Here is a 24117-nt window from a genome sequence, read left to right on the forward strand (position 1 = left end):
GATCACCGCGGAAGCGGTGAAGGCCAACATGAAGGCGTAGCGCATCGGGCGTGCACTGCTTGATCTGGGAGCCGCCGGAGGCCGTCTCCGGCGGTTCTTGTTTGTCGGCACCGCCGATGAATACTGCGAAAATCGGCCGATGCTCTTAACGTCCCGCTTACCGGAAAGCAGACAGCTTGAACGAACCGGTTAAGCCGCGACGAACCCGCATCCGGATAGGGTGCATGCGCAGCAAACCGCAGGGGCGAGCACGTATGAGCGCGACAGCCAAGCAGACCGCGACCGAGACCGCGACCAGGCGTCATCTCCTGCTCGCCTCCGATCGCGGCGACCAGAGCAGCGAGCTGGCGCGCATCCTGCGCTCGGTGGGCGATGTCGAAATGATGGCGACCACGGAGATTCCGGAAAATCCCGGCAACCGCTTCTCCGGCGTGATCGTCGACATCAATCTGCGCTCGCCGGAAAGCGTGCAGCGCGTGCGCAAGAAGCTTGCGTCGCGCGCCTATAGCGAGGTGCCGCGCCTGTTCGTGCTGGCCGAGGCGCTGCACCATGCCACGATGCAGGCCTGGGCGCTCGGCGCCACCGATACGATCGCACGCCCGTTCAGCCCGGCCGACGTGCTGCAGCGGATCCGCTCGGCTCTGCCCGCCGATGACGGTTATGACGAGACCGATCGCGGCAAGCTGCTCAATCGCGGCGTCGAGGCCGCGCAGGCGGTGATGGTCAAGATGTTCGAGAAGCTGCCGGACGGCGTCGCGCTGACCATGGCGGACATCGTCGCCGCCGAGAGCAAGATCCTGAAGGCCATCAAGCACTCCTCGCTGCGCGAGTGGCTGACCATCGTCGGCTGCCACCACAACGACACCTATCGGCATTGCTTGTACGTGACCGGCTTTGCGGTCGGCTTCTCGATCCATCTCGGGATGCGCGAGGAAGACCAGCGCCGCCTGGTGCGCGCAGCGCTGCTGCACGATGTCGGCAAGGCGTTCATTCCGGTCGCCGTGCTCGACAAGCAGGGCAAGCTGACTGCCGAGGAGATCGCCATCCTGCGCCAGCATCCGCGTCGCGGCTATGAGGCGCTCGCACGGCAGGGCGGCTTCCCGCCGGAGATGCTGGACGTGATCCTGCATCATCACGAATTCCTCGACGGCTCCGGCTATCCCGATGCTCTGCACAATGAGCAGATCAGCGACATCGTGCGCCTGACCACCATCGTCGACGTCTATGCCGCGCTGATCGAGAACCGGGCCTATCGGCCGGCCTTCTCGCATGCGCGCGCGTTCTCGATCATGGAGAGTATGGGGTCGAAGCTCGACCAGCAGCTGCTGCAGGCGTTCCGTCCCGTCGCCATGGGCGCCCACTGACCGGATCGCGCCGCGCGCATCCGTTGACCCTCTCCGCAGCCGCTGGACGCAAGTGCGGCCGGCGCGCGGTCCGTTACTCTTGCCGCAATAAAGACAATAGGCGGGAGAGACGGGATGGGCGCAGCCGCATCGGCCGACGAAGCGATTCCCCAGGACATCGCGGCCGCGCTGGTCGATCCGGCGTGCTACGCCGATCACCGCATCCATGATGCCTATCGCTGGCTGCGCGCCAACAATCCGCTCGGCCGCGCGCAGCTCGACGCGTTCGATCCGTTCTGGGTGGTGACGCGGCATGCCGACATTCTCGCGATCAGCCGCCAGAACGACCTGTTCCACAACGCGGACCGCGCCACGACTCTGACCAACAAGGCCGTGCTGGAGCGCGTCCACAAGATCACCGGCCAGCCCAATCTGGTGCGCTCGCTGGTGCAGATGGATGCGCCGGATCATCCGAAATATCGCGCGCTGACGCAGGGCTGGTTCATGCCCGCCAATATCGCCAAGTTCGAGCCGCGCATCCGCGAGATCGCCCGGGCCACGGTCGATCGCATGGCCGCGAAGGCCGCGGCCAATGGGGGCGTCTGCGATTTCGTCGCCGATGTCGCGCTCGGCTATCCCCTGCACGTCATCATGGAGATTCTGGGTGTGCCCGAGGCGGATGAGCCGCGCATGCTCAAGCTGACGCAGGAGTTGTTCGGTCCGCAGGACCCGGACACGGCACGGGTGCGCGAGGCGCTGTCGGCCGAGGTGTTCGCGGCGATGCTGCAGGCCGTCGTGGCCGACTTCGCCGCCTATTTCCAGCGCATCACCGAAGACCGCCGGGCCCATCCCCGCGACGATCTCGCCACCGTCATCGCCAATGCCAAGATCAACGGCGAGGACATGCCGCTGCATGACCGCACCAGCTACTACATGATCGTTGCGACCGCAGGCCATGACACGACCTCGTCATCGACGGCCGGCGCGATCTGGGCGCTGGCCGAGGACCCCGCGCAGTTCGCGCGTGTCAAGGCCGATCCCGAGCTGATCCCGGGGCTGGTCGACGAAGCGATCCGCTGGATGACGCCGGTCAAGCATTTCATGCGCAGCGCCACCGCGGACACCGAGCTCGGCGGCCGGCGGATCGCCAAGGGCGACTGGCTGATGCTGTGCTACGCGTCCGGCAATCGCGACGAGGCCGTGTTCGAGGAGGCCGACAGGTTCCGCTGCGACCGCCGGCCGAACCGGCACGTGGCCTTCGGCTATGGCGCGCATCTATGCCTGGGGCAGCACCTCGCCAAGCTCGAGATGCGCATCCTGTTCGAGGAGATGCTGCCGCGCCTGAGCGCGCTGTCGCTGGCCGGTCCGGTGAAGATGACCCAGGCCACCTTCGTCAACGGACCGAAGACGTTGCCGATCCGTGTGACGATGGCCTGAGGCCGCGCTCAGTCGAGCAGCTTGCGCAACTCGGCTTTCGCGACCTTCTCAAGTGTCGAGCGCGGCAGTTCGTCGACCAGCCTGACCTCGCGCGGCACCTTGAAGTCGGCGAGTCCCGCGCGGCAGGCCGCCAGCACCGTTTCAGGCAATTGGTCGCGCGGAATGCCATCCTGCGCGATCACGAACGCGACCGGCACCTCGTCGAGCATCGGGTGCTTCTTGGCGACCACAGCAGTCTCGCGCACGCCTGGCACCGTGATGATCACCTGCTCGATCTCGGACGCCGCGACATTCTCGCCGCCGACCTTGAGCATGTCCTTGGTGCGGTCGCCGAACTTGATGAAGCCGTTCTCCAAACGTGTGACCCGATCCCCGGTGAGGAAGAAGCCGTCGGCATCGAAGCTCGTCCGCGTCGCCTCCGCGTTGTAGAGATACTCTGCAAACAGCGACAGTCCGGGAACGCCCTTGATGGCGAGGTTGCCGGTGCCGCCGACATCCGTCGGCCGGCCGTCATCGTCGGTGATGCGGATGGTGTATTCCGGCGCGGCGCGGCCGATCGACATCGGCGTGTTCGGCTGGTCGATGTCGCCGACAATGCCGTGGGTGATGGTCTCGGTCATGCCCCACCAGCCGATGATCTTGATGCCGAACTTGGCGAACGCCATAGGCTCGGACATCGCGGTGCCCCAGAGCCGGAATTTGTGATCCCTCGGCACCTCCTGGTCGAGCAGGGCCTTCATGCAGAACGGGATCGTCGAGGTCCAGGTGCAGCCATGCTCCAGCGCCACGGGCCAGAACCGGCTGGCCGAAAAGCGCGGCTGGATCACGCAGCTGGCACCGACCCACAGGCTCGCGAGCATCGAATAGGCCAGCGCATTGGTGTGGAACAGCGGCAGATAGGTCTGGTGTACGTCGTGCTGATGCAGGTCCTGATGCACGGCGTTGACCTTGGCGCCCCACAGCGCATTGGCATGCGTCCACAGCACCGCCTTGGGCCGCGATGTCGTGCCTGACGTGTATTGCACGCTGCAGGGGGCGAAGGGATCGACCGGCCGCCGCGGCCGGTCGGCGCTGTCGGCGAACAGCGTTTCGAAACGGTCGCCTACGCCGACGGCGGCCGTTTCCGGCTGCCCCGGATCATGCGAGATCACCGCAAGCCAGCGGATGCCGCGGCAATGCGCCGAGACCATCTCGGCATAGGCTGGCTGGGTGATCGCGGCCACGGCGCGGCAATGCTCGGCGAAATAGCTCATCTCCGCGGCGGCGGAGCGCGTGTTGGTGGTCACGGCAAGCGCGCCAAGCTCGACACAAGCGAACCAGGCGAGCATCGCCTCGACGCAATTGTCGAGATGGATCAGCACGGCATCGCCTGGCTTCACACCGCGCTTGACCAGGCCGGCGGCCAATGCGCCGACCCGTTCATGAAACGCGCTGTAGCTCCAATGGCGCGCCGGGGCATCGAACGGCGCCCAGATCAGGAAGGGATGGTCACGCCGGGTCTCGCTGCGCAGCTTGAGCAGCCACGGCACGTCCATGCCGTCGAACGGCGTCACCGTGCCCCGCGCCATGCTGATTCCGTTCATCTGTCCTCCCGGTCATTGATATGCGGGCACTGCCGGCCGCTTGATGTGGTCTTGCAGGCTCTTTTGCCATTCCGCGCCTCTGCAATCAAATCGGGATTGAACCCGCCTTTCGTCGCGCGCGACCAATGGCGCGGCAAAATGCGCCCGGAGGTTTGCATGCTGACCTGGCCACGACCATGGCGGTTGCCCGATGCTCGCTATTTCCAGATCGCGGCATTGGCGACACTGCAGGCGGTCAATTTCGCGATCATCGATTTCGGGGCGCGTCCTGTGGCAAGCCTGATCGCCGTTGCGACGGCGCTGCTCACACAGGCCGTCGGCTGCCGCCTCTCCGGTGTGCCGTTCGATGCCAAGTCGCCCTTGATCACCGGGCTGTCGCTCAGCCTGCTGCTGCGCGCCGATGCGCTGTGGCTGCATGCCGCCGCGGCCCTGATCGCGATCGGCTCGAAATTCGTGCTCCGCGTCGACGGCAAGCACGTCTTCAATCCCGCCGGCTTTGCCATCGTGGTGCTGCTGTTCACGACGCGCGGCGTGTGGATCTCGCCGGGCCAATGGGGCGCCGAGATCTGGTTCGCAACCCTGGCCGGCTTGTTCGCGATTCTGGTGCTCAGTGCCTCGCACCGTGTCGATATCGCGATCTATTTCTTCGCCAGCCACGCCGCACTGCTGCTGCTGCGTGCCGCCTGGCTCGGCGATCCCATCGCTATTCCGCTGCACCAGTTGCAGAGCGGTTCACTGCTGATCTTCACCTTCTTCATGATCTCCGACCCGCGCACAACGCCGGATTCGCGCGTGGGCCGCCTGCTTTTCGCGGTCACGGTGGCCGTGGCCGCGCACTATCTGGCTTTCGTTCTGCAGATGCGTCCGGCGCTCTATGTCGCGCTGATCGCGCTGTCGCCGCTCACGCTCGTGCTCGACCGGCTCGTGCCGGCCGCGCGCTTTTCCTGGCGTCCTTCCGTTCCGAAAGGAGTTTCGACATGACCCTGCGCATCGACAAGATCTTCCGGACTTGTGTCGCCACGGCTGCGATCCTGGCCCACGCGGCCGTGGTCCCGGCCAATGCCTTCTGCGGCTTCTACGTCGCGCAGGCGGATGCCAAGCTGTTCAACAAATCCTCGAAGGTGGTGCTGGCCCGGGATGGTGAACAGACCTCGATCACCATGGCCAGTGACTTCGAGGGCGACGTGAAGGAGTTTGCGGTCGTCGTCCCCGTGCCGACCTTCATCGAACGCAAGCAGATCGGCGTGGTCGAACCGAAGACGATCGACCATCTCGACAGCTATACCGCGCCGCGGCTGGTGGAGTATCACGATGAGGATCCGTGCCATCCGATCATGTACCGCATGGCTCCTGGCGCTCCGATGCCGTCCGCGGTTGCAAGAGGCGAGGCATCCCTGTCCCGCCAATACGGCGTCACCATCGAGGCGAGCTACGACGTCGCCGAATACGACGTGCTGATCCTGTCGGCGCAGGAGAGCGACGGCCTGACGCGCTGGCTGACCGACAATGATTATCGCATTCCGCAAGGTGCGGAGGCCGTGCTCGGCAGCTACATCAGGCAGGGCATGCGGTTCTTCGTCGCCAAGGTCAATGTCGAGCGCATGAAGGCGGTCGGCAACGGCACCCTGCGTCCCCTGCAGGTGCGCTACCAGAGCGCCAAGTTCATGGTGCCGCTGCGGCTCGGCACGGTCAATGCCGCAGGGCCGCAGGATCTCATCATCTACGCACTCACCAGGAGCGGCCGCATCGAAGCCGCCAACTACCGCACCGTGAAGATCCCCACCGACATCGACGTTCCGCTCTACGTCAAGAACGAGTTCGGCCCGTTCTACAAGGCGGTGTTCGAGCGCGCCGTGGCGCGCGAGAACATGCAGGCGGTGTTCGTCGAATATGCCTGGGACATGGGATGGTGCGATCCCTGTGCCGCCGATCCCATGAGCAACAAGGAACTGGCCGAGCTCGGGGCGCGCTGGATCGGCAGCAGCGACGACACGGCGTTCAGCGCCGTGCGCCGCGGCGGCGGCTCCGATGCCTTCGTGACCCGGCTGCACGTCCGCTACGACGCCAAGACGTTTCCCGAGGACATCGTGTTCACGGAGACCAGGGACCGCAGCAACTTCCAGGGGCGCTACGTGCAGCATCATCCGTGGCGCGGCGAGGCCAAATGCGACGCGGCCAGGTCCTATCAGGACAGACTTACCGCGCGCTTCGCCAAGGAGGCGACCGATCTCGCCGCATTGACCGGCTGGCCGCGCAGCGAGATCGTCGCCAAGATGGCGCAGAGCGGCGAGGGCGAATTGAAGTGACGCGCAGCCCTCGGGCTCAGTCCTGGTACGACGAGATTTCGATCAGGCTGCCGTCGGGATCGCGACAATAGACCGAGCGCAGGGTGCCGCGGGCTCCCTGCCGGGCGATCGGGCCCTCCTCGATGGCGATGCCCAGCGCGTCCAGATGGGCGACGACCTCCTCGGGAGTGCTGGTGGTCAAAAAGCAAAGATCGTCACTGCCGGCCATCACGTGATCGGCGGTGAACCAGTCCACCTTGTCCGCGTCCTTCGGTCGCACGTTGATCTTCTGGCTGCCGAAATGCAGCGACGTGCGCTTGGCCCGGCCAGGGCCCGGATCGGACACCTGCAGTGTCATGCCCAGGACTTTCTGATACCAGGCGGTCGTGCGCTCCACATCGGCGACATTGATGACCAGATGGTCGAGTGCGTCGATCTTGACCGGCATGGCCTGCTCCTCCCCTGGTGACACGTCGAACTCGCCGTCGTCGCGGGAGTCTGTTACACCATTCTTCGGCGGTCCGCGAATGGCCGCTCAACGATAAACGTCGAGGAAACGCATGATTTCACGTCGCCGCGCATTAGGCCTGCTCGCTTCCGCCGTCCCATCCGTCGCTGCCGTACGCTTCGCATCGGCCGCGGAATATCCGGCCCGCCCGGTGCGCTTCGTGGTGGGTTATCCGCCGGGCGGGGCGACCGATATCCTGGCGCGGCTGATCGGACAGCGCCTGTCCGAGACGCTTGGTCAGCAATTCGTGGTCGAGAACAAGCCGGGGGCCGGCAACAATATCGGAACCGAGTCGGTGGTGAATGCGGCCGCCGACGGCTATACGGTGCTGCTGGTCAACCCGGCGAACTACATCAATGCCAGCCTCTACACGAACCTGAAGTTCAACTTCGTGCGCGACATCGCGCCGGTCGCCTCGTTCAATCGCGTGCCCAACGTGATGACCGTCAACAACGATATCAAGGCCAAGACCGTCGCCGAATTCATCGCCTATCTCAAGGAAAACCCGGGCAAGGTGAACATGGCGTCGTCCGGCAACGGCACCTCGGTGCATCTGTCCGGCGAGATGTTCATGGCCATGACCGGCACCAAGATGCAGCATGTGCCGTATCGTGGTGCGGCGCCGGCCATCACCGACATGCTCGGCGGCCAGGTCCAGGTCATCTTCGACAACATGCCGTCGATCATCCAGCATATCCGCTCAGGCTCGCTGCGCGCCCTCGGCGTCACCACCCAGGAGCGCTCGGCGCAATTGCCCGACGTGCAGGCGATTGCCGAAACCGTGCCGGGCTACGAGGCGAGCGCCTTGTTTGGAATGGGCGCGCCGAAGAATACGCCGAAAGAGATCATCGAGAAGCTGAACAAGCAGGTGAACGTCGTTCTCGCCGAGCCCGAGATCAAGAAGAAGCTGGTCGATCTCGGCGGAGAGCCGTTGATCCAATCGCCCGATCAGTTCGGGGCGCAGATCGTTGCCGAAACCGACAAATGGAAAAAGGTCGTCGAGTTCGCCGGCCTGAAGCTTGACTGACGCGACGGGAAGCTGGCTCGAAACATGGCGTGCCGCATGCGCGACACGTCATCGCCTTGTTTGACGACGCGCTCCGCCGATTTGTCGTTTTTTAACCATGCCGATGTGTTGCAACCTGCTCGCCTCAGGAGGAACAGATCATGCGCAAGGTGATGATGATGGCGGCCGGCCTCGTCGGCGTTGCATTGGTCAGCGGCGGCGGTGCCGCACCGGCCTTTGCCGGCCACGATTATCCCTGGTGTGTGCAGGGCAGGGGCGTCGGCTATCCCGGCGAATGCTCCTACGAAACCTTCGAGCAATGCCGCGCTAGCGCCTCGGGACGCAGCGCCGGTTGCGGCATCAATCCGCGCGTCGCGTTCGATCCCGCGCGCCGTGGCCCCTCCGTCTATGTCGACATGCCGCCGCCGCGCCGTGTCCACCGCTATAATTATTACTGAGGTTCCGAATGCTGTGCGACGGGATGATTCCCGGCGGTCGGCCGTGACGACGGGCTTGCCTCAACTTTGCGGTCATGTATACTTTGTATTGCAAAGTTAATCGCGCCGGCCACGGCTTCAGGTGAGACATGCGCGACCTCGACAAGGCGCTGGCGGATATCATCGCGATCCGCAGCCAACTGGCAGCAGGCACCGCGTTTCGCGGCTACGGGCCGGCGACGATGGCCGCCACGGCGGTGGTGGCGCTCGCCACGGCCGCGATTCAGCAAGTGGTGTTGCGCGACCCGGCCGCGGATCCACTGCTGTTCCTGCTCGGCTGGGCGGCGGCTGCCTGCATTTCGCTGTCCATGATCTGGGTGGAGATGCGCGCGCGCTCGCGCCGCCATCATTCCGGCCTCGCCGACGCGATGATCCATCAGGCGGTCGAACAGTTTCTGCCCGCTGGCATCGCCGGGGTGCTGCTGGCCGTGTTGTTGTGGAAGTTCGCGCCCGAGGCGCTGTGGATGCTTCCCGGCCTGTGGCAGATCCTGACATCGCTCGGCGTGTTCGCCTCGGTGCGCTCGCTCCCGCGCACGGTCGCGCTGGCCGGCGCGTTCTATTTCCTGGCCGGCTTTGCGGTGTTGCTGCTCGGCAGCGTGAGCCACGCGTTGTCGCCCTGGACCATGGGCCTGCCCTTTGCGGTCGGACAGGCGCTCATGGCCGGCATTCTCTATTTTGCGACCGGAGATTCCGATGTCGAAGACTGACGGCGGTGCGCCGTTTTCCTATGACGGCCTTGATCGTGTCATCCATGAGAAGGCGCGACTCGGCCTGCTGACGTCGCTGATGGCGCATCCGAAGGGCCTCGCCTTCGCCGATCTCAAGCAATTGTGCGGGCTGACCGACGGCAATCTTTCGCGTCATCTGCAGGTCCTGCAGGAGGCCGGCCTCGTCGAGGTCACCAAGGGGTATGAGGGCAACCGTCCGCACACCACGTGCCGGCTGACCAAAGCAGGCCGGCGCCGTTTCCTGGACTACCTTGCGGTGCTCGAAAGGCTCGTTCGCGATGCGGCGGCTGCGGCCGGCAAGGAGCCTTCGCCATCCTCGGTCGGGTTCGTCCCGGGCCGCGCCTGAATCTCTCATTTGCGTTTTTTTTGACCTGGAGCTTTGCAATGCAAAGTCGGCTGCAACTCAAATCGCCTGCTGTGGTGGACGGCCTTCACGTTGGCATCATCATGGACGGCAATGGCCGGTGGGCGACACGCCAAGGGCTGTCCCGGCTGCGCGGACACGAAGCCGGCGTCGAGGCGATCCGCCGTGTCGTCGAGGCCGCCCCGGATCAGGGCGTCGGCACGCTGACGCTCTATGCGTTCTCCAGCGACAATTGGCGGCGACCCCGGACGGAGGTCATGGGTCTGATGGCGCTGCTGCGGGTCTATCTCGCCAGCGAGGTCGAATCGCTGGTGCGCAACGGCGTCCGTCTGTCCGTGATCGGCCGTCGCGACCGCCTGCCCGGCGGCATTGCCGATGCCATCGGCCGCGCCGAAGCGGCCACGCGCGACGGCACCACCCTCCATCTGCGTATCGCCGTCGACTATTCGGCGCGCGACGCGATCCTGCATGCCGCGGCAAAGGCGCGTGACGTCGATGCGCTCACGCGGGAGGCCTTCTCCGATCTCGTCACCGGCGAAGCCGGCCTGCGGGATGTCGACCTGATCATCCGGACCTCCGGCGAACAAAGGTTGTCGGATTTCCTGCTCTGGGAAGGCGCCTATGCCGAGCTGCACTTCACCCAGCGGATGTGGCCCGATTTCGATGCCGAGGATCTCGCCCAGGCGCTGACCTCGTTCCGGGGCCGCGAGCGCCGGTTCGGGGGTCTCGACGCGGTGCCGCTTGCGCCCGCGCCGACTCTTTGATTGCGCGCGAGAGCGCAATCCACAATCTTTCCGCGCATCGGGGAATCATCTACCGCTGGTCCCGCGAGCGCAGAGAATCCGAGATGAAGCACAAGCCGCGGCGGCCCGTCGGCAAATCTCCGGGCAAACCCGGGTCGTCCCATTCCCAGACGACGGCTGATGCCCTGTGCGCTGCCGCCGTGCGGCTGCTGCGAGCTGGCGACCTGGTGCAGGCGGAGGACTCCTGCCGTCGCGCGCTCAGCCTCGATGCCGGCTCCGTCGATGCGCTTCGCGCGATGGGCCAGGTCTGTCTCGCGCTCAAGCGCTTCGATGATGCGATCGAATGGTTCGCTCGGGCGATCAGGCTGGACATCTCCGCACCGGAGTCCCTGATCGGTCTTGCCGAGGCGCTGCGGTCGGCCGGCCGGCTCGACGACGCCATCAAGGCGTATGATCGTGCGCTGCAGCTGCGGCCGGATGCGCAGGACTGCTGGGACGCGCTCGGCGAGCTGCTGCAGCGGACTGGCCGGCATGCCGAGGCGGCGCTGGCCTGCGATCGCCTGTTGCAGCTCGCGCCCGATCGCGCAACGACGTGGTTTCGTCTCGGCGAGGTGCTCGAAGCTCAGGACCGCCGTGACGAGGCGGCCCTGGCGTTCGATCAGGTGCTGAAAGCCACGCCCGATCATGTCGACGCCGCCAACAAGGCCGGCGCGGTTCATTTCGATGCCGGACGCTATGACGAGGCGATCGCGCGGTTCGACCGGTCGCTCGCCGTCCGTCCGGACCAGGCCGGCGTGCTCTGCCTCAAGGCCATCGCGCTGCGGCGGCTGCGCCGCTACCAGGATGCGCAGCCCTGCGGGCAGCGCGCGCATGTGCTGGCACCGCATGATCCCGACATCGCCAACAGCTATGGCTGCATCCTGCAGAATCTCGGCCGGCACGACGAGGCCGTCGCCGTGTTCGACAAGGCCATCGCGCTGCGGCCGCAGACCGCGGAGTTCTATAATCACCGCGGCACCTCGCTGGCCGAGCTGCATCGCTTTGATGAGGCGTTCGCGAGCTTCGATCGCGCCGTGGCGCTGAAGCCGGATCTTGCCGATGCGCATTGGAACGCCGCGTTGTTCCGGCTGCTGACCGGCGATTTCGCTCGCGGCTGGGCCGCGCGCGAATGGGGGCGCCAATGCCGCGCGGTCGGCTTCGTCGAGCGCAGCTTCGACGTGCCGCTGTGGCTGGCTGACGCGCCGCTCGCGGGGAAGACGATCCTGCTGCATAGCGACGAGGGGCTGGGCGACACGATCCAGTTCGCGCGCTACGCCACGCTGGTCGCCGCGCAGGGCGCGCGCGTCGTGCTCGAGGTCGACGCGGTGCTGCAGCCGCTGTTGTCGGGGCTGAATGGCGTGGCCCAATGTCTTGCCCGCGGCATCGATGCCGTGCCTGCGATCGACTATCATTGCCCGTTGTCGAGCCTTCCGCTCGCGTTTGCGACCGGCCTGGACACCATCCCGGCCGTGCCGCGCTATCTGCCGCCTGCACCGGCAGAGCGGCTGGCGGCGTGGGAGCAACGGCTCGGCCGGCACGACAAACTCCGGGTCGGCTTGGTGTGGTCCGGCAATCCCGCCCATCTCAACGACCACAATCGCTCGATGCCGCTGGCCACGTTGGAGCCGTTGCTGGACCGCGATGTGCGCTTCATCAGCCTGCAGAAGGAGCCGCGCCCGCACGACAAGGTGCAGCTCGAGCGGCGTAGCGACATTCTCGATCTCACCGCCGAGATCCGCGATTTCGTCGACACATCCGCGCTGATCGACAGCCTCGACCTCGTCATCACCGTCGACACCAGCGTTGCGCATCTCGCCGGCGCGCTCGGCAAGCCGACCTGGATCATGCTGCCCTATACGCCGGACTATCGCTGGCTGCTCGGGCGGGACGACAGTCCCTGGTATCCGAACGTACGGCTGTTCCGCCAGGACGCGCGCCGCGACTATGTCGATGTCGTCGCCCGGATCGCTGAGGCGCTTGTGGCGCAGGCCGCAGGCTTCACCCCCGAATAGATCCGGCGGTCAGTTCGTCCGCAGCCCGATCGAGATCTCGTGGACGCGCCGCGTCAGCTCGGCGACGCTGCGCCATCCGGTCTTCTCCCGTGTTCGTTTCAGATGGGTGTAGACCGTGGTGACTCTGACGCCGCGCCGCGCGGCGTATTCGACGGCCGTCATGCCGGTGCTCAACGCGCAGGCGAGCTCCGCTTCCGCTCTGGTCAGGCCATGGAGCTCCTGGAGCATGCGTGCAGCAACACTCTCCCGCAAGGGGTCGTGCACCAGCATGATCACGGCGGCGTCGGAGCCGTCGGCGCGCAGCCGCGGATGCCGCAACGCGCGCAGCGAGACGGTGCAGGGCGGCAGCCCGTCGGCGCGCGCGGCCACAAAGTCGGTGACCGCGTCTGTCTCAGCACGTTCGCTGGCGCGCGCCGCCGTGGCGAATGCGCGCGCATAGCGGCTGCGGAGATCTGCGGAGCTGAAGTGAATTCCGCGCTTGTCGACCCGGAACAATCCGCTCTCGGCCGAGATCGCCTGCAGGCTCGGATTGAGGTACACGGTCTCGCCCTTGGCGCCGAGCAAGGCGACGCCATCCTTCAGAAGATCGAGCGCGCCCGTCGTGGCACCGCGGCCATAGGCGGCGGCAAGCCGGCTCCGCATCCGGTAAGCGCGCTGCAAATGAGGCGCCAGGCGCTGCATCAATTTGATCTCGGCCGCACTCACATGACCCTGCGCCGCTGTCCTCTGCACGGTGAAGGCGACGAGACTTTGCGGCGATTGCTCCAGCACCACCGAGAGGAAATAACGAAGCCCGGCGCGCGGCAGGAACTCGGCATAGAACGGATCGCGGTTCATGGCACGCTCATCCATGACCTGATAGTCCCAGCACAGTCCGCCTTGCTGCTGGCTCAGCGCCACCGGCAGGCGCGGATTGCGTGGCGCGAAATGCGCGAGATAGTCGTCGCCTTCGGCCGATGCGACGCCGCTGCTCTGAAACGTCACCGGCCGGCGTGCCGCCTTGTCGATCACTTCGAGGGTCGCGCCTTCGGCGCCCATCAAGATCTTGACCGACTCCAATGCGGACTCGATTCCGTCCGGCTCCGTAAAGCCGTGATAGATGGCGTCAAGCGCCTGCGCATAGAGTTCGCTCCGCACGGTGACCTCGCTGCGCTGGCCCAGGCCAGCCGTGCCGGCCTGAACGGTCAACCCTGTCGCGATGAGTTCATTCCCTTCATGGGTCGCCAGGGAGCGCGCGAGGTTCAACGAATCCCGATCGCGGCACGCGGAGCGATGGCCAGGCTTGTCCAGGTCATCCGTTGTGAGGCCCCGGATGCGATCCGTGCCTCGGAGCCTCCAGCTTGCGCCCGGCTATTCTGTCATCGTCTCGCCGGAACCGCCGAATTCGCGCGGAAAATCCTTCAATTTCGGCAAGCCATCGCGCACCGGCAATACGGTCTCCGCGTAGTTGACGTGCACCGCCGGCTGAAATTCCAGCTCCGGCAGCGTCGCCGCGAACACGTCGATCAGTCCGAGCGGCGGATGCGTGGTCATGAGATGGCCGCCGCATTTGGCGCAATATTGCCGCTGGCTCAGCGGCGTCTTCTGGAACATCGAGAGATGTGTAATCCCGGACGTGATTCTGACAGCTTCCGGCTTCCAAAGGCTGAAAGCGTTGACCGGTCCGCCGGACCATGACCGGCAGGAGCGGCAGTGGCAATAGCCCATCGCTTCGGGCGCGCCGGACACTTCGATTTCGACCGTTCCGCAAAAGCATCGTCCAGACAGCATCATCCTCGTCCTCATCAGTTGTGAGACGGGCGAACGGCATCATTCCAGGGCGGATGCGTCTTGGGCCGCAACGACCATCATCAGGGTTCGCACGACCGCACGTGATCCAGTTCACATTCGACGCTCGTGTCACGTGAGCCGTCCCCTGATCGGAGGACGCCCGTTGCATCGCCTCGGCGCTATCGATCCCCGCATGGCATTTCAGTGCAAAGGTCGGGGGTGATTGCATGTCAGACCTCAATTCTCGCATTGTCGAATTCTCGACCGACCATGTTCCGGAGCATGAGCGGGCGGCGCTCTGGCGCGAGCACTACGGTCAGGTGATGCTGCGCGTCGATTTCGAGCCCGCGCCGCAGGTCGTCTTCAAGGCGCGCAATCGCGCGATGACATTGCCCGGCCTGCAGCTGTTCGATGCCTGGGCCACTCCGGCGCGGGTCTCGCGATCCGGCTGCTACCTGGCCCACGGCGCCGACAACGTCATTCTCGCGATCAATCGCAACGGCGTCGCCTTCGTGGCATCGGGGAACGAGAGCTGCGAGTTGCGCGAAGGGCAGGCCGTCCTCCTGAGCGGTGCCGATCCGTGCGCGTTCCATCGCGCAAGCCCCGGCCGATCGTTCACGCTGCTTGTTCCACGCATGGCGATCGAAGCCGCCGATGTCAGCGTCGAGGACGCCATCATGCGGCCGATTCCAGCCGACCGGGGCGCGCTGCAGTTGCTCGACCATTATGCGAGCTGGCTGATGAGCAGCGGGGACGCAATCGAGACCCAGCTGCTCAATCTCTCGATACGTCATGTGCAGGATCTGCTGGCCTTGGCGATCGGTCCGACGGCTGATCTGGGCGACACGATGCGTGCGAGAGGCTTGCGCGCCGCGCGGCTGAAGCTCGCCAAGGCCTTCATCCTTGCCAACAGTGCCCGTCACGATCTCTCGATCGTCGTCGTGGCGGACAAGCTGAATGTGACGCCGCGCTATGTGCAGCGCCTGTTCGAGATCGACGGCACCACCTTCTCCGCCTTCCTCTCCGGGGTCCGGCTGACCAATGCGCATCGCATGCTGTGCGATCCCGCCTGTCGTTCGCTGGCGATCGCGAGCATCGCCTATGACGTCGGCTTCGGTGACCTGTCGCATTTCAATCGCTCGTTCCGCCGCCAATACGGGCTGACGCCGCGCGAGGTCCGCGGCGATCGCGTCTGCGGCCGTGCCCTTCGTTTGAACGCATGCTCTGGCGGAGCCGTCGAATGACCTCCAAGACGATCGCGTTGAAAATTCTCGACAGTATCTTCATTGCAGCCAGCACCTTTCTTCTGCTGCTGGTCGCGGGTCTGCCGGCCGAGTGGATCATGGCTCTGCTCGACATGTCGCTGCGCGAATTCCAGGCATTTGCGCTGTTCGTCATCTTTGGCAGCCTGATCCTGATCCATGCGATCGCGACCTCGGACTCCGCGCCCTAACTCAAACGTGATCACGATCGCTGCGGCTGGACCGCAGCGGCGCGATCGCTGTTGAGCTGTATCAATGGAGTTCCCTTCGGCTGTGGCAAACGAAGCGCCTGCTCCGGGAAAGAGAGGCGTTGGTGCATGGATCAGCAGGAAACCGAGAAAGTGGCCGATCTGGCGCCGCTGAACCGGCCGCCGGCTAAGCCGCTGGCATCGGCGCATGGCGCCGCATTGCCGGTGGTCGCGGCCCATGCGGTCCCGCCGAAACGAAGATGGTGGCCACTTCTCGTGCTGATGATTGTGATCGGTGGCGCTGGAGGTGCCGGTTATGTCTGGTGGCAGCGTCTACATCCGCCGCTGCCGATCGGCATCAGCATGAGCAACGGCCGGATCGAGGCCGACGAAATCGACATCGCCACCAAATATGCCGGACGTGTCGCCGAGCTGCGCGCCGATATCGGCGACCTCGTCGAGGCTGGCCAGATTGTCGCACGGATGGACACCAGGGAGCTGCAGCAATCGCTGTCGAAGGCGGGAGCCCAGGCCGAGCAGGCGCAGCACGTGGTGGATCAGGCGCGCGCCAATCTCGTCCAATTGCAGACCCAGAAGACGCTGGCCGAGCAGGAGATGGAGCGCACCCGCAGCCTGCTGCAGAACGGCTGGACGACCAAGGAACTGGCCGATCAGCGCCAGCAGGCGCTCGGCGCCGCCACCGCCGGCCTTGCCGGTGCGCAGGCCAAGGTGGCGGAAGCGGAGCGGGCGCTCGAAGCGGTCCGTCACGACGTCGCGCTCTACACGGTTCAGATCGCCGACAATTCCCTGATCGCGCCGAAGGCCGGCCGCATCCAATATCGCCTCGCCAATATCGGCGAAGTGCTCGGCGCCGGGGGCAAGGTCTTCACCATGCTCGACGTCAATTATGTCTATATGGACGTGTTCCTGCCGACCGAGGAGGTCGGCAAGATCAAGGTCGGCAGCGAGGCGCGTATCGTGCTCGATGCCTATCCTGATCGTCCCATTCCGGCCAAAGTGTCGTTCGTCGCAAGCCAGGCGCAGTTTACGCCGAAGACCGTCGAGACCCGCAGCGAACGCGACAAGCTGATGTTCCGCATCCGCGTCCGCGTCGATCAGGACAGGCTGGCCGCGCATGCTGATGCCGTGCGAAGCGGGTTGCCCGGCGTCGCGTATGTCAAGTGGAACGCTGACCTGGCGTGGCCGGCGCGCCTGCAAGCCGCGCCATGACCTCTGGCGAAAGCCCGGTCGCGGTCGTCAGAGAGGTCTCGCAGCGCTACCGGGATGTCGTGGCGCTCGATAACGTCTCGATCGCGATTCCCGCGGGATACGTGGTCGGACTGATCGGACCGGACGGCGTCGGCAAATCCTCGCTGCTGTCGATCCTGGCCGGCGCGCGGGCGATCCAGAGCGGCCAGGCGGTCGTGCTCGGCGCCGACATGGCCGACCGGCGCGCGCGCGAACAGGTCTGCCCGCGCATCGCCTACATGCCGCAGGGGCTCGGCAAGAATCTCTATCCTGATCTGAGCGTGCGTGAGAACATCGCGTTCTTCGCCCGTCTGTTCGGCCAGACCAGAGCCGAGCGCGACTGGCGCATCGCCGAGCTGATGGAGGCGACGGCGTTGTCCGACTTCGCCGACCGGCCGGCGAAAAAGCTCTCCGGCGGCATGAAGCAGAAGCTCGGCCTGTGCTGCTCGCTGATCCACGATCCGGACTTCCTGATCCTGGATGAGCCCACCACCGGGGTCGATCCGCTGTCGCGGCGCCAGTTCTGGGATCTGATCGACCGGCTGCGCGCGCGCAGCGCCACCGGCATGAGTGTCATCGTCGCCACCGCCTATATGGAGGAGGCCGAGCGGTTCGACTGGCTGATCGCGATGAATGAGGGGCGCATTCTGGCGACCGGTACGCCGGCCGAGCTCAAGGCGCAGACCGGTGGAGGCTCGATCGAGGCGGCCTTCGTCGCGCTGCTGCCGCAGCGGCCGGATGGTCGCTCCGCCGACATGCCGGAGAAATCCGAGCTCGATGGCAGTCAGGAGACGGTCATCGTCGCGCGCGACCTGACCTGCCGGTTCGCCGACTTCACCGCCGTCGACGGCGTGAACTTCCAGATCCGCAAAGGCGAGATCTTCGGCTTCGTCGGATCGAATGGCTGCGGCAAGACCACGACGATGAAGATGCTGACCGGGCTGCTGCCCCCGAGCGCCGGCGAGGCGCTGATTTTCGGCCGCTCGATGGAGGCCGGCAATCATGAATCGCGCAGCCGCGTCGGCTACATGTCGCAGGCCTTCTCGCTGTATGGCGAGCTCACCGTGCGGCAGAACCTGGTGCTGCATGCGCGGCTGTTTCATCTGCCGTCGGCGGAGGCCGAGCGGCGGATCGCGGAACTGATCGACCGCTGCGATCTGACCGAGCACATCGACGGTCTCGCCGCGGACCTCCCGCTCGGCATCCGCCAGCGGCTCTCGCTCGCGGTGGCGATCGTCCACAAGCCGGACCTGCTGATCCTCGACGAGCCGACATCGGGCGTCGACCCCGTCGCGCGCAATGAATTCTGGCGGCTCCTGATCGAATTGTCGCGCCAGGACGCCATGACGATCTTCGTCTCCACGCATTTCATGAACGAGGCAGCCCGGTGCGACCGCCTGTCGCTGATGCATGAGGGGCGCGTGCTGGCAACGGACACGCCCGACGGCTTGATCCGGGCCAAGGGCGTGCAGACGCTCGAGCAGGCGTTCATCGCCTTTCTCGAACAGGACGCCGGCGTTGCCGACCCGCCGGTCACATTGACGCAAGCGAAGGCGGATCCTGATCCGATCGATCGCCCCCGGGATGGCCAGCGCCGGTCGGCCTTCAGCCTGCGGCGGCTGCTAGCCTATACGATTCGCGAAGGTCTGGAGCTGGTTCGCGATCCGATCCGGTTGATGTTCGCGTTGTTCGGAACGGCGTTCCTGATGATCGTGATCGGCTTCGGCATCTCCACCGATGTCAATAATCTCACCTTTGCCGCGCTCGATCGCGACCAGTCGCCGGAGAGCCGGGCCTATCTCGCGGAGCTGCGCGGCTCGCGCTATTTTGTCGAGAAGCCGCCGCTGGCCGACTATGCCGAGCTGGAGCGCCGCATGAAGAGCGGCGACATCAAGGCCTCGATCGAGATCCCGCCCGACTTCGGCGCTGACATCAAGCGCGGCCGGCCGGCCTTCGTGTCGGCCTGGATCGACGGCGCGATGCCGTTCCGGGCCGAGACCATCCGCGGCTATCTCGAGGGCACGCATCAGCTCTATCTCTCCGACCCCGCGGTCAAGACGACGCAGCCGCAGGCGGCCTCGCCGGTCAATGTCGAGATCCGCTTCAAGTATAATCAGGCCTTCGACAGCATCTATGCGATGGCCCCGAGCACGATCGCGCTGTTGCTGGCGCTGTTTCCGGCAATCCTGATGGCGCTCGCCGTGGTCCGCGAAAAGGAGCTCGGCTCGATCACCAATCTCTATGTCACGCCGGTGACACGGCTCGAATTCCTGCTCGGCAAGCAGCTTCCTTATGTTGCGGTCGCACTGGTCAACTTCGCCGTCATGTATGTGATGGCCATCGTCCTGTTCAGGGTTCCCCTCAAGGGCGCTTTTCTGCCGCTGCTGGTCGGCACCTTCGTCTACGTCTTCACCACCACCGGCTTCGGCATGCTGATATCGACCTTCTGCCGAACCCAGATCGCGGCGCTGTTCGGCACCGCGATCCTCACGGTGCTGCCGGCAACCCAGTTCTCGGGCATGCTGGTGCCCGTGTCGTCGCTGTCCGGCGTGGCCCGGGTGATCGGCATGGGCTTTCCGATGACCTACTATCGCCCGATCACCGTCGGCACCTTCACCAAGGGGCTCGGCTTCGCCGATGTCGGCGCCGACATCCTGGTGCTGCTCGTCTTCATTCCGGTGCTGACCGGGCTCAGCCTTCTCATGCTGCCCAAGCAGGAGCGCTGAGCCATGGTTCGCTCGCTGTCCAACATCTTCTGGCTCGGCACCAAGGAGCTGCGCAGCCTGTTCGGCGACGTCGTGCTGATCGGGCTCGTGATCTACTCGTTCACGGTGGCGGTGATCAGCCAGGCGCAGAGCAGCTCCCAGGAGCTGCACCGCGCCTCGATCGCCGTCGTCGACGAGGACAATTCCGAGCTGTCGCGCCGCATCGCAGCTGCATTCCTGCCGCCTTATTTCCAGCGCCCCATCTCCATCACCCAGCGCGAGGTCGAGCCGCTGATGAACAGCGGCCGCTTCACCTTCGTCCTCGACATTCCGCCGAATTTCCAGCGCGACGTTCTCGCCGGGCGCAAGCCGTCGGTGCAGGTCAATGTCGACGCCACGGCGATGATCCAGGCCGGGATCGGCTCGGGCTATGCGCTCCAGATCATCACGACCGAGGTGGCCTGGTTCGTCGCCCGCTCGGAGGTCCCGGTGCAGGCGCCGGTCAATCTGGTGACGCGGATCGCCTTCAATCCCAACATCACCACCGCCTGGTTCGAGGGCGTGATGGGCATCATCAACAGCGTCACCATGCTGGCCATCATCCTGGCCGGCGCGGCGCTGGTGCGCGAGCGCGAGCATGGCACGATGGATCATCTCCTGGTGATGCCGCTCTCGCCCTTCGAGATCGCGATGTCGAAGATCTGGGCCAATGCGCTGGTCATCGCGGTCGCCGTTGCAGTGGCTCTCTACGTCGTCGTGCGTTGGTATCTGCAGGTTCCGATCAACGGGTCTGTTCCGCTCTTTCTCTCCGGGACAGTGCTCTATCTGTTCTTCGCCACCGCCGTGGGTCTTTTTCTCGGCACCATCGCGCGATCGATGCCGCAACTCGGCCTGCTCTACATCCTGGTGGCGGTGCCGATGAACCTGTTGTCCGGTGCGATGACGCCGGTCGAAAGCCAGCCGGTCTGGCTCGCCACGATCATGCAGGCGTCGCCGTCGACCCACTTCGTGTCCTTCGCCCAGTCGATCCTGTATCGCGGCGCCGGGCTCGATGTGGTCTGGCCGCAATTTCTGGCGGTGGCCGGCATCGGCGCGCTGGTCCTGGCGCTCACCTTGCGCCGCTTCCGGGCGGCCATCGCTGCAGCTGGCGCGTGACGGGAAAGCCACGACGGCGATTGCCAGCGCGACAGGGTTTCCAGCGCGTAAACGCTCCGGCTCCGCCGACCCTGCGGGGCGATCGTCCAGCGCAATTTCCAGCGGATCTGGCGGCAACGCTTCTCCAACCATGCCGATCACCTGCCTGCGCCGATAACGATTTGGAAAATCGCGCTGGTGCACCGTCGGCACGTCCTGAGGGGGACGGAGAGGGGAGAGCCATCATGATGAATGGGGAAGCGGTTCTGGAAAACGTGCGGCGCTATCGCACCGTCGCCTCCTTGTATCGGCAGACCGCGGCGTTTCGGCCGCATCAGCGCGACTCGCTGCTGGCGCAGGCCGCAGAATGGGAAGGCCGCGCCGTCGCCGAGCTCGAGGCCTATTTCCTCGCGCGTCAGGCGCCGCTGCAAGCACCGGCGAACATGAACCATCATGCGCCGTCCTCCGCGCCATCGCGCTGGCACATGGCTGCGTAGCTCCCAGGCGAAAGCATTTCACTCCCGCGGCGCGCTCCGCGCCCGAGTTGTGCTGACGATGGACCCTCCGCAAACGAGAGGGGCAGGGAAGACCAGGCACCGACCGGTGCCTGTGGCCCCCGTGCGTGAAGACATGCACGGGGCAGGAACCACAGGTTCAGCCGGCAATCCCGGCCCTCCCTGCGCGATCGGCTACGGCTTATACGTGCTCTCCTCGGTGCACCGGGCTTTCTGGCCACCGTATCAGCGACGACGCATGCGTGTTGCGCTGAAGACACCAGCATCGGGGTGCCAGGACCACACGACTTCACCGTCCGCAACGAACCGTTCGTCGGCACTCCCGAAGGGACTGCAGCGATCCGTCGCGGCCATCGCTCCCCGCCTCGCGTGTCGTGACGACCGCGATACGCCCTCTGCCCGAGGCGGTCTGGGCCCAGCAGACATTAAATTCCGGAAAAACGAAAGAAGAATGTTTCCGTGCTGCCGTCTGGACAGCAGTCATGGACTTGAGCCGGAATGCAAAATCAGGGTTTTGCCGCATGCGCCTTTCGTCCTTGAAACGGCCGAGCAGACGCGCGGCAGCGCTTCGGACGGCCCGACGGGCGACTCACTTGCGCGGCAAGTACCGAAGCGGGTTGTTCGGCGGCCTCGTCGCAGGGCGTGGGTCGTTTCGCGCCGGCAAGGCTGGCGCGAGACTTGCTCAGACTGAGCCGGCCGGCGGCTCCGGCGACGCAGGGACTCGGATGAGATCGCTCGGGCGCGACCGCAGCATGTGTGCATGGGACGATTTCACCCAGTCGGCGACGGCCGCGCGGCGCTCGCTGGCGCAGGCGCGATCGGGGCAGATTCCGCCGTTCCTGATGCTGTCGGTGCCCGGAATGAGCGCGCGCGAGCATCGTCGCTGTTCCGAGCTGTGGGTGCGGGATCGCGTCGCGGCCAGCGTGCCGGAACGAACGCGGCTGAACTTCCGCTTCGACCTGGGGGTTCGCGACAAGCTTCGTGTCGGATACCTTTCAAACGACTTCCACGACCACGCGACCGCCCATCTCCTGATCGAGGCGCTCGAAGCCACTGACCGGACGCGCTGCGAGCTGCACGCCTTCTCGTTCGGGGGCAATGATCATGGCGCGATGCGCAGCCGGCTCAGCGGCGCGTTCGAGGTCTTTCACGACATCACGGCGTCCACCGACAGTGACGCCGCCTCGGCGGTTCATGCGGCGGCCATCGACATCCTGGTCGACCTCAAGGGCTTCACCCGGGGCGCGCGGACCGGGATCATGATGCTGCATCCGGCGCCGGTTCAGGTGAACTTCCTCGGCTATCCCGGCACGCTCGGCAGTGGCATCTGCGACTACATCATCACGGATCCGTTCCTGACGCCGTTGGCAGCGGCCGCCGATTACGCGGAGAGCTTTGCCTATATGCCGCATTCCTATCAGCCGCATGGCCGGGCAGCGCTCGGCCGGCTGCCGAGCCGCGCCGAGGCGGGTCTGCCGGAGACAGGCTTCGTGTTCTGCTGCTTCAACCAGGCCTACAAGTTTACGCCTTCCGTGTTCGACCTGTGGTGCCGCCTGCTCGCAGCGACCCCCGACAGCGTGCTGTGGCTGCTGGCCTCCGACCAGGCGCAGGGCAATCTGCGCGGCGAGGCGCTGCGCCGGGGCGTATCGCCGGATCGCCTGGTGTTCGCGCCGCAGATCGGCCAGAGCGAGCATCTGCGGCGGCTGCAGCTCGCCGACCTCGTGCTCGATACCGCGCCGTACGGGGCGCACACCACGGCGAGCGACGCGCTCTGGGCCGGCGTGCCGATCGTCACCTGCGCGGGCGACACGCTGGCCTCGCGGGTGGCCGGCAGCCTGCTGCATGCGGTCGGTCTTCCCGAGCTCATTGCGTCCGACGAGGCCGATTACGTCGCGGTCGCGCTGACGCTTGCGGCTGAGCCGGACCTGCTGCTGGCGGCCAAGGCCCGGCTCGCGCGCAACCGCCTGACGGCCCCGTTGTTCGATGCGGCCGCCTACGCCCGATCGCTGCACGACCTCTACGAGCAGATGTGGAACCGGCGGCGGCGCGGCGCTGGACGAGAGCCGATCTGGGCCGCGGCGGCGCCGCCAGGATCACCGCGGCCCGGCTGATCTGAGATGGGCCGCCTCCAAAGGACGGCTCACTCCGTGGCCATGCGCGCCGCGGCGAGCAGGCCGATCAGGGCGGTGAGGGCGGCGACGCTCATCGCATTGATCGACACCAGCGAAACGTAGCTGGCCTCGGCGACGCGCATCACCGGCTCGCCGAGCCGGGAATCGATCAGCAGATAACACACGAACGGGAGCGCGAGCAGCGGCAGCGATCGGATGCGTTCGTCGGGACGAAATAGCATGGCGCCGAGCAGGGCGCAGGGAATAAGAAACAGCTCGACCCCGCTCTGCGCGCCGAACAGCTTGACGCAGAACACGGTGTTTGCGGTGCCGGCCAGCACCATCAGGGCGCGGCCGGCAAACGGGTTGCGTCGCGCCAGCACAGGCACGGCGGCGAAGAACGGCGTCGTGAGCAAGGTCAGCCAGGCCGGCCACGCTGCGGCGCCGGCGATGGCATGTAGATATAGCGGATAGAATGGCTGGTTGGAGACGATGACCAGCGCCACCTTGGCGGCGATGTCGGATTGCGGATCGTCGGCTGATGCATAGGCCTGAACGGCGGCCAGCCAGCGTCCGAACAATTTACCCATTCACGCTTACCTCAGGTCTGCAGATCGTCTTGGAGCCGCGGTTTGGAAA

22 protein-coding genes are annotated in these 24117 nt (G+C 65.7%); 17 read left to right on the plus strand and 5 right to left on the minus strand.

Annotated elements, in window-relative coordinates:
• The first annotated feature begins 254 nt into the window (after positions 1 to 254).
• Positions 255 to 1364: an HD domain-containing phosphohydrolase gene (locus HL671_RS24835; RefSeq protein WP_012047576.1), complete on the plus strand. Its 1110-nt coding sequence runs from the start codon at positions 255 to 257 to the stop codon at positions 1362 to 1364.
• Positions 1365 to 1478: 114 nt separating this feature from the next.
• Entirely contained in the window at positions 1479 to 2780 is a 1302-nt protein-coding gene (locus tag HL671_RS24840; RefSeq protein ID WP_172239529.1) for a cytochrome P450, read from the plus strand.
• Between the two features lie 8 nt (positions 2781 to 2788).
• On the opposite strand, the gene HL671_RS24845 is transcribed toward HL671_RS24840, so the two are convergent.
• On the minus strand, positions 2789 to 4363 hold the full coding sequence (locus tag HL671_RS24845) for an AMP-binding protein (protein WP_172239532.1): 1575 nt from the start codon (positions 4361 to 4363) through the stop codon (positions 2789 to 2791).
• Positions 4364 to 4519: 156 nt separating this feature from the next.
• On the opposite strand from HL671_RS24845, the gene HL671_RS24850 reads away from it, so the two are divergent.
• A complete protein-coding gene (locus tag HL671_RS24850; protein WP_172239535.1) occupies positions 4520 to 5344 on the plus strand; it encodes an RnfABCDGE type electron transport complex subunit D in 825 nt (274 codons plus the stop codon).
• Positions 5341 to 6669 carry a DUF2330 domain-containing protein gene (locus HL671_RS24855; RefSeq protein WP_012047572.1) on the plus strand — a complete coding sequence of 443 codons (1329 nt, stop codon included), beginning with the start codon at positions 5341 to 5343 and terminating at the stop codon, positions 6667 to 6669. The genes HL671_RS24850 and HL671_RS24855 overlap by 4 nt, the downstream gene beginning before the upstream one ends.
• Positions 6670 to 6685: 16 nt before the next feature.
• On the opposite strand, the gene HL671_RS24860 is transcribed toward HL671_RS24855, so the two are convergent.
• Positions 6686 to 7096, minus strand: a complete 411-nt coding sequence (locus HL671_RS24860) for a VOC family protein (RefSeq protein WP_172239538.1) — start codon at positions 7094 to 7096, stop codon at positions 6686 to 6688.
• Between the two features lie 112 nt (positions 7097 to 7208).
• Here HL671_RS24860 and HL671_RS24865 point away from each other — a divergent pair, with 112 nt between their 5' ends.
• The 6 genes from HL671_RS24865 to HL671_RS24890 all read left to right on the plus strand — a co-directional run bounded on the left by HL671_RS24865 (position 7209) and on the right by HL671_RS24890 (position 12545).
• The gene (locus HL671_RS24865) at positions 7209 to 8183 is read left to right on the plus strand and encodes a Bug family tripartite tricarboxylate transporter substrate binding protein (protein ID WP_012047570.1); all 975 of its coding nucleotides are present in this window, start codon (positions 7209 to 7211) and stop codon (positions 8181 to 8183) included.
• Between the two features lie 140 nt (positions 8184 to 8323).
• On the plus strand, positions 8324 to 8620 hold the full coding sequence (locus HL671_RS24870; protein ID WP_012047569.1) for a DUF3551 domain-containing protein: 297 nt from the start codon (positions 8324 to 8326) through the stop codon (positions 8618 to 8620).
• A gap of 128 nt (positions 8621 to 8748) precedes the next feature.
• Positions 8749 to 9366: a hypothetical protein gene (locus HL671_RS24875; protein WP_172239541.1), complete on the plus strand. Its 618-nt coding sequence runs from the start codon at positions 8749 to 8751 to the stop codon at positions 9364 to 9366.
• Positions 9353 to 9733, plus strand: coding sequence for a winged helix-turn-helix domain-containing protein (locus tag HL671_RS24880; RefSeq protein WP_012047567.1), 381 nt, complete (start codon positions 9353 to 9355; stop codon positions 9731 to 9733). Before HL671_RS24875 ends, HL671_RS24880 begins: the two co-directional genes overlap by 14 nt.
• A gap of 38 nt (positions 9734 to 9771) precedes the next feature.
• Positions 9772 to 10515, plus strand: coding sequence for a di-trans,poly-cis-decaprenylcistransferase (locus tag HL671_RS24885; RefSeq protein ID WP_012047566.1), 744 nt, complete (start codon positions 9772 to 9774; stop codon positions 10513 to 10515).
• 83 nt (positions 10516 to 10598) lie between these two features.
• Positions 10599 to 12545, plus strand: coding sequence for a tetratricopeptide repeat protein (locus tag HL671_RS24890; RefSeq protein WP_172239544.1), 1947 nt, complete (start codon positions 10599 to 10601; stop codon positions 12543 to 12545).
• 9 nt (positions 12546 to 12554) lie between these two features.
• Here HL671_RS24890 and HL671_RS24895 read toward each other — a convergent pair whose 3' ends face one another.
• Both HL671_RS24895 and HL671_RS24900 read right to left on the minus strand, forming a co-directional pair.
• Positions 12555 to 13733, minus strand: coding sequence for a helix-turn-helix transcriptional regulator (locus tag HL671_RS24895; RefSeq protein WP_172239547.1), 1179 nt, complete (start codon positions 13731 to 13733; stop codon positions 12555 to 12557).
• Positions 13734 to 13895: 162 nt separating this feature from the next.
• On the minus strand, positions 13896 to 14318 hold the full coding sequence (locus HL671_RS24900) for a GFA family protein (RefSeq protein WP_172239550.1): 423 nt from the start codon (positions 14316 to 14318) through the stop codon (positions 13896 to 13898).
• Positions 14319 to 14542: 224 nt separating this feature from the next.
• On the opposite strand from HL671_RS24900, the gene HL671_RS24905 reads away from it, so the two are divergent.
• The 7 genes from HL671_RS24905 (at position 14543) to HL671_RS24935 (ending at position 23478) form a co-directional block, all read left to right on the plus strand.
• Positions 14543 to 15559, plus strand: coding sequence for an AraC family transcriptional regulator (locus HL671_RS24905; RefSeq protein WP_172239553.1), 1017 nt, complete (start codon positions 14543 to 14545; stop codon positions 15557 to 15559).
• Complete coding sequence (locus HL671_RS24910; RefSeq protein WP_041751167.1) at positions 15556 to 15768, plus strand: hypothetical protein; 213 nt, start codon at positions 15556 to 15558, stop codon at positions 15766 to 15768. Before HL671_RS24905 ends, HL671_RS24910 begins: the two co-directional genes overlap by 4 nt.
• Before the next feature lie 126 nt (positions 15769 to 15894).
• Positions 15895 to 16995, plus strand: a complete 1101-nt coding sequence (locus HL671_RS24915) for an HlyD family secretion protein (protein ID WP_172239556.1) — start codon at positions 15895 to 15897, stop codon at positions 16993 to 16995.
• Entirely contained in the window at positions 16992 to 19739 is a 2748-nt protein-coding gene (gene rbbA, locus HL671_RS24920; RefSeq protein WP_172239559.1) for a ribosome-associated ATPase/putative transporter RbbA, read from the plus strand. The genes HL671_RS24915 and rbbA overlap by 4 nt, the downstream gene beginning before the upstream one ends.
• A 3-nt stretch (positions 19740 to 19742) precedes the next feature.
• A complete protein-coding gene (locus HL671_RS24925; protein WP_012047558.1) occupies positions 19743 to 20873 on the plus strand; it encodes an ABC transporter permease in 1131 nt (376 codons plus the stop codon).
• A 224-nt stretch (positions 20874 to 21097) separates the two neighbouring features.
• Positions 21098 to 21349, plus strand: a complete 252-nt coding sequence (locus tag HL671_RS24930) for a hypothetical protein (protein ID WP_244424282.1) — start codon at positions 21098 to 21100, stop codon at positions 21347 to 21349.
• A gap of 743 nt (positions 21350 to 22092) precedes the next feature.
• Positions 22093 to 23478, plus strand: coding sequence for an O-linked N-acetylglucosamine transferase, SPINDLY family protein (locus tag HL671_RS24935; RefSeq protein ID WP_172239562.1), 1386 nt, complete (start codon positions 22093 to 22095; stop codon positions 23476 to 23478).
• 29 nt (positions 23479 to 23507) lie between these two features.
• Here HL671_RS24935 and HL671_RS24940 read toward each other — a convergent pair whose 3' ends face one another.
• Entirely contained in the window at positions 23508 to 24068 is a 561-nt protein-coding gene (locus HL671_RS24940; protein WP_172239565.1) for a hypothetical protein, read from the minus strand.
• Positions 24069 to 24117 lie beyond the last annotated feature (49 nt).

The organism is Bradyrhizobium denitrificans (assembly GCF_013179005.1).
GTDB classification, from domain to species: Bacteria; Pseudomonadota; Alphaproteobacteria; order Rhizobiales; family Xanthobacteraceae; genus Bradyrhizobium; species Bradyrhizobium denitrificans.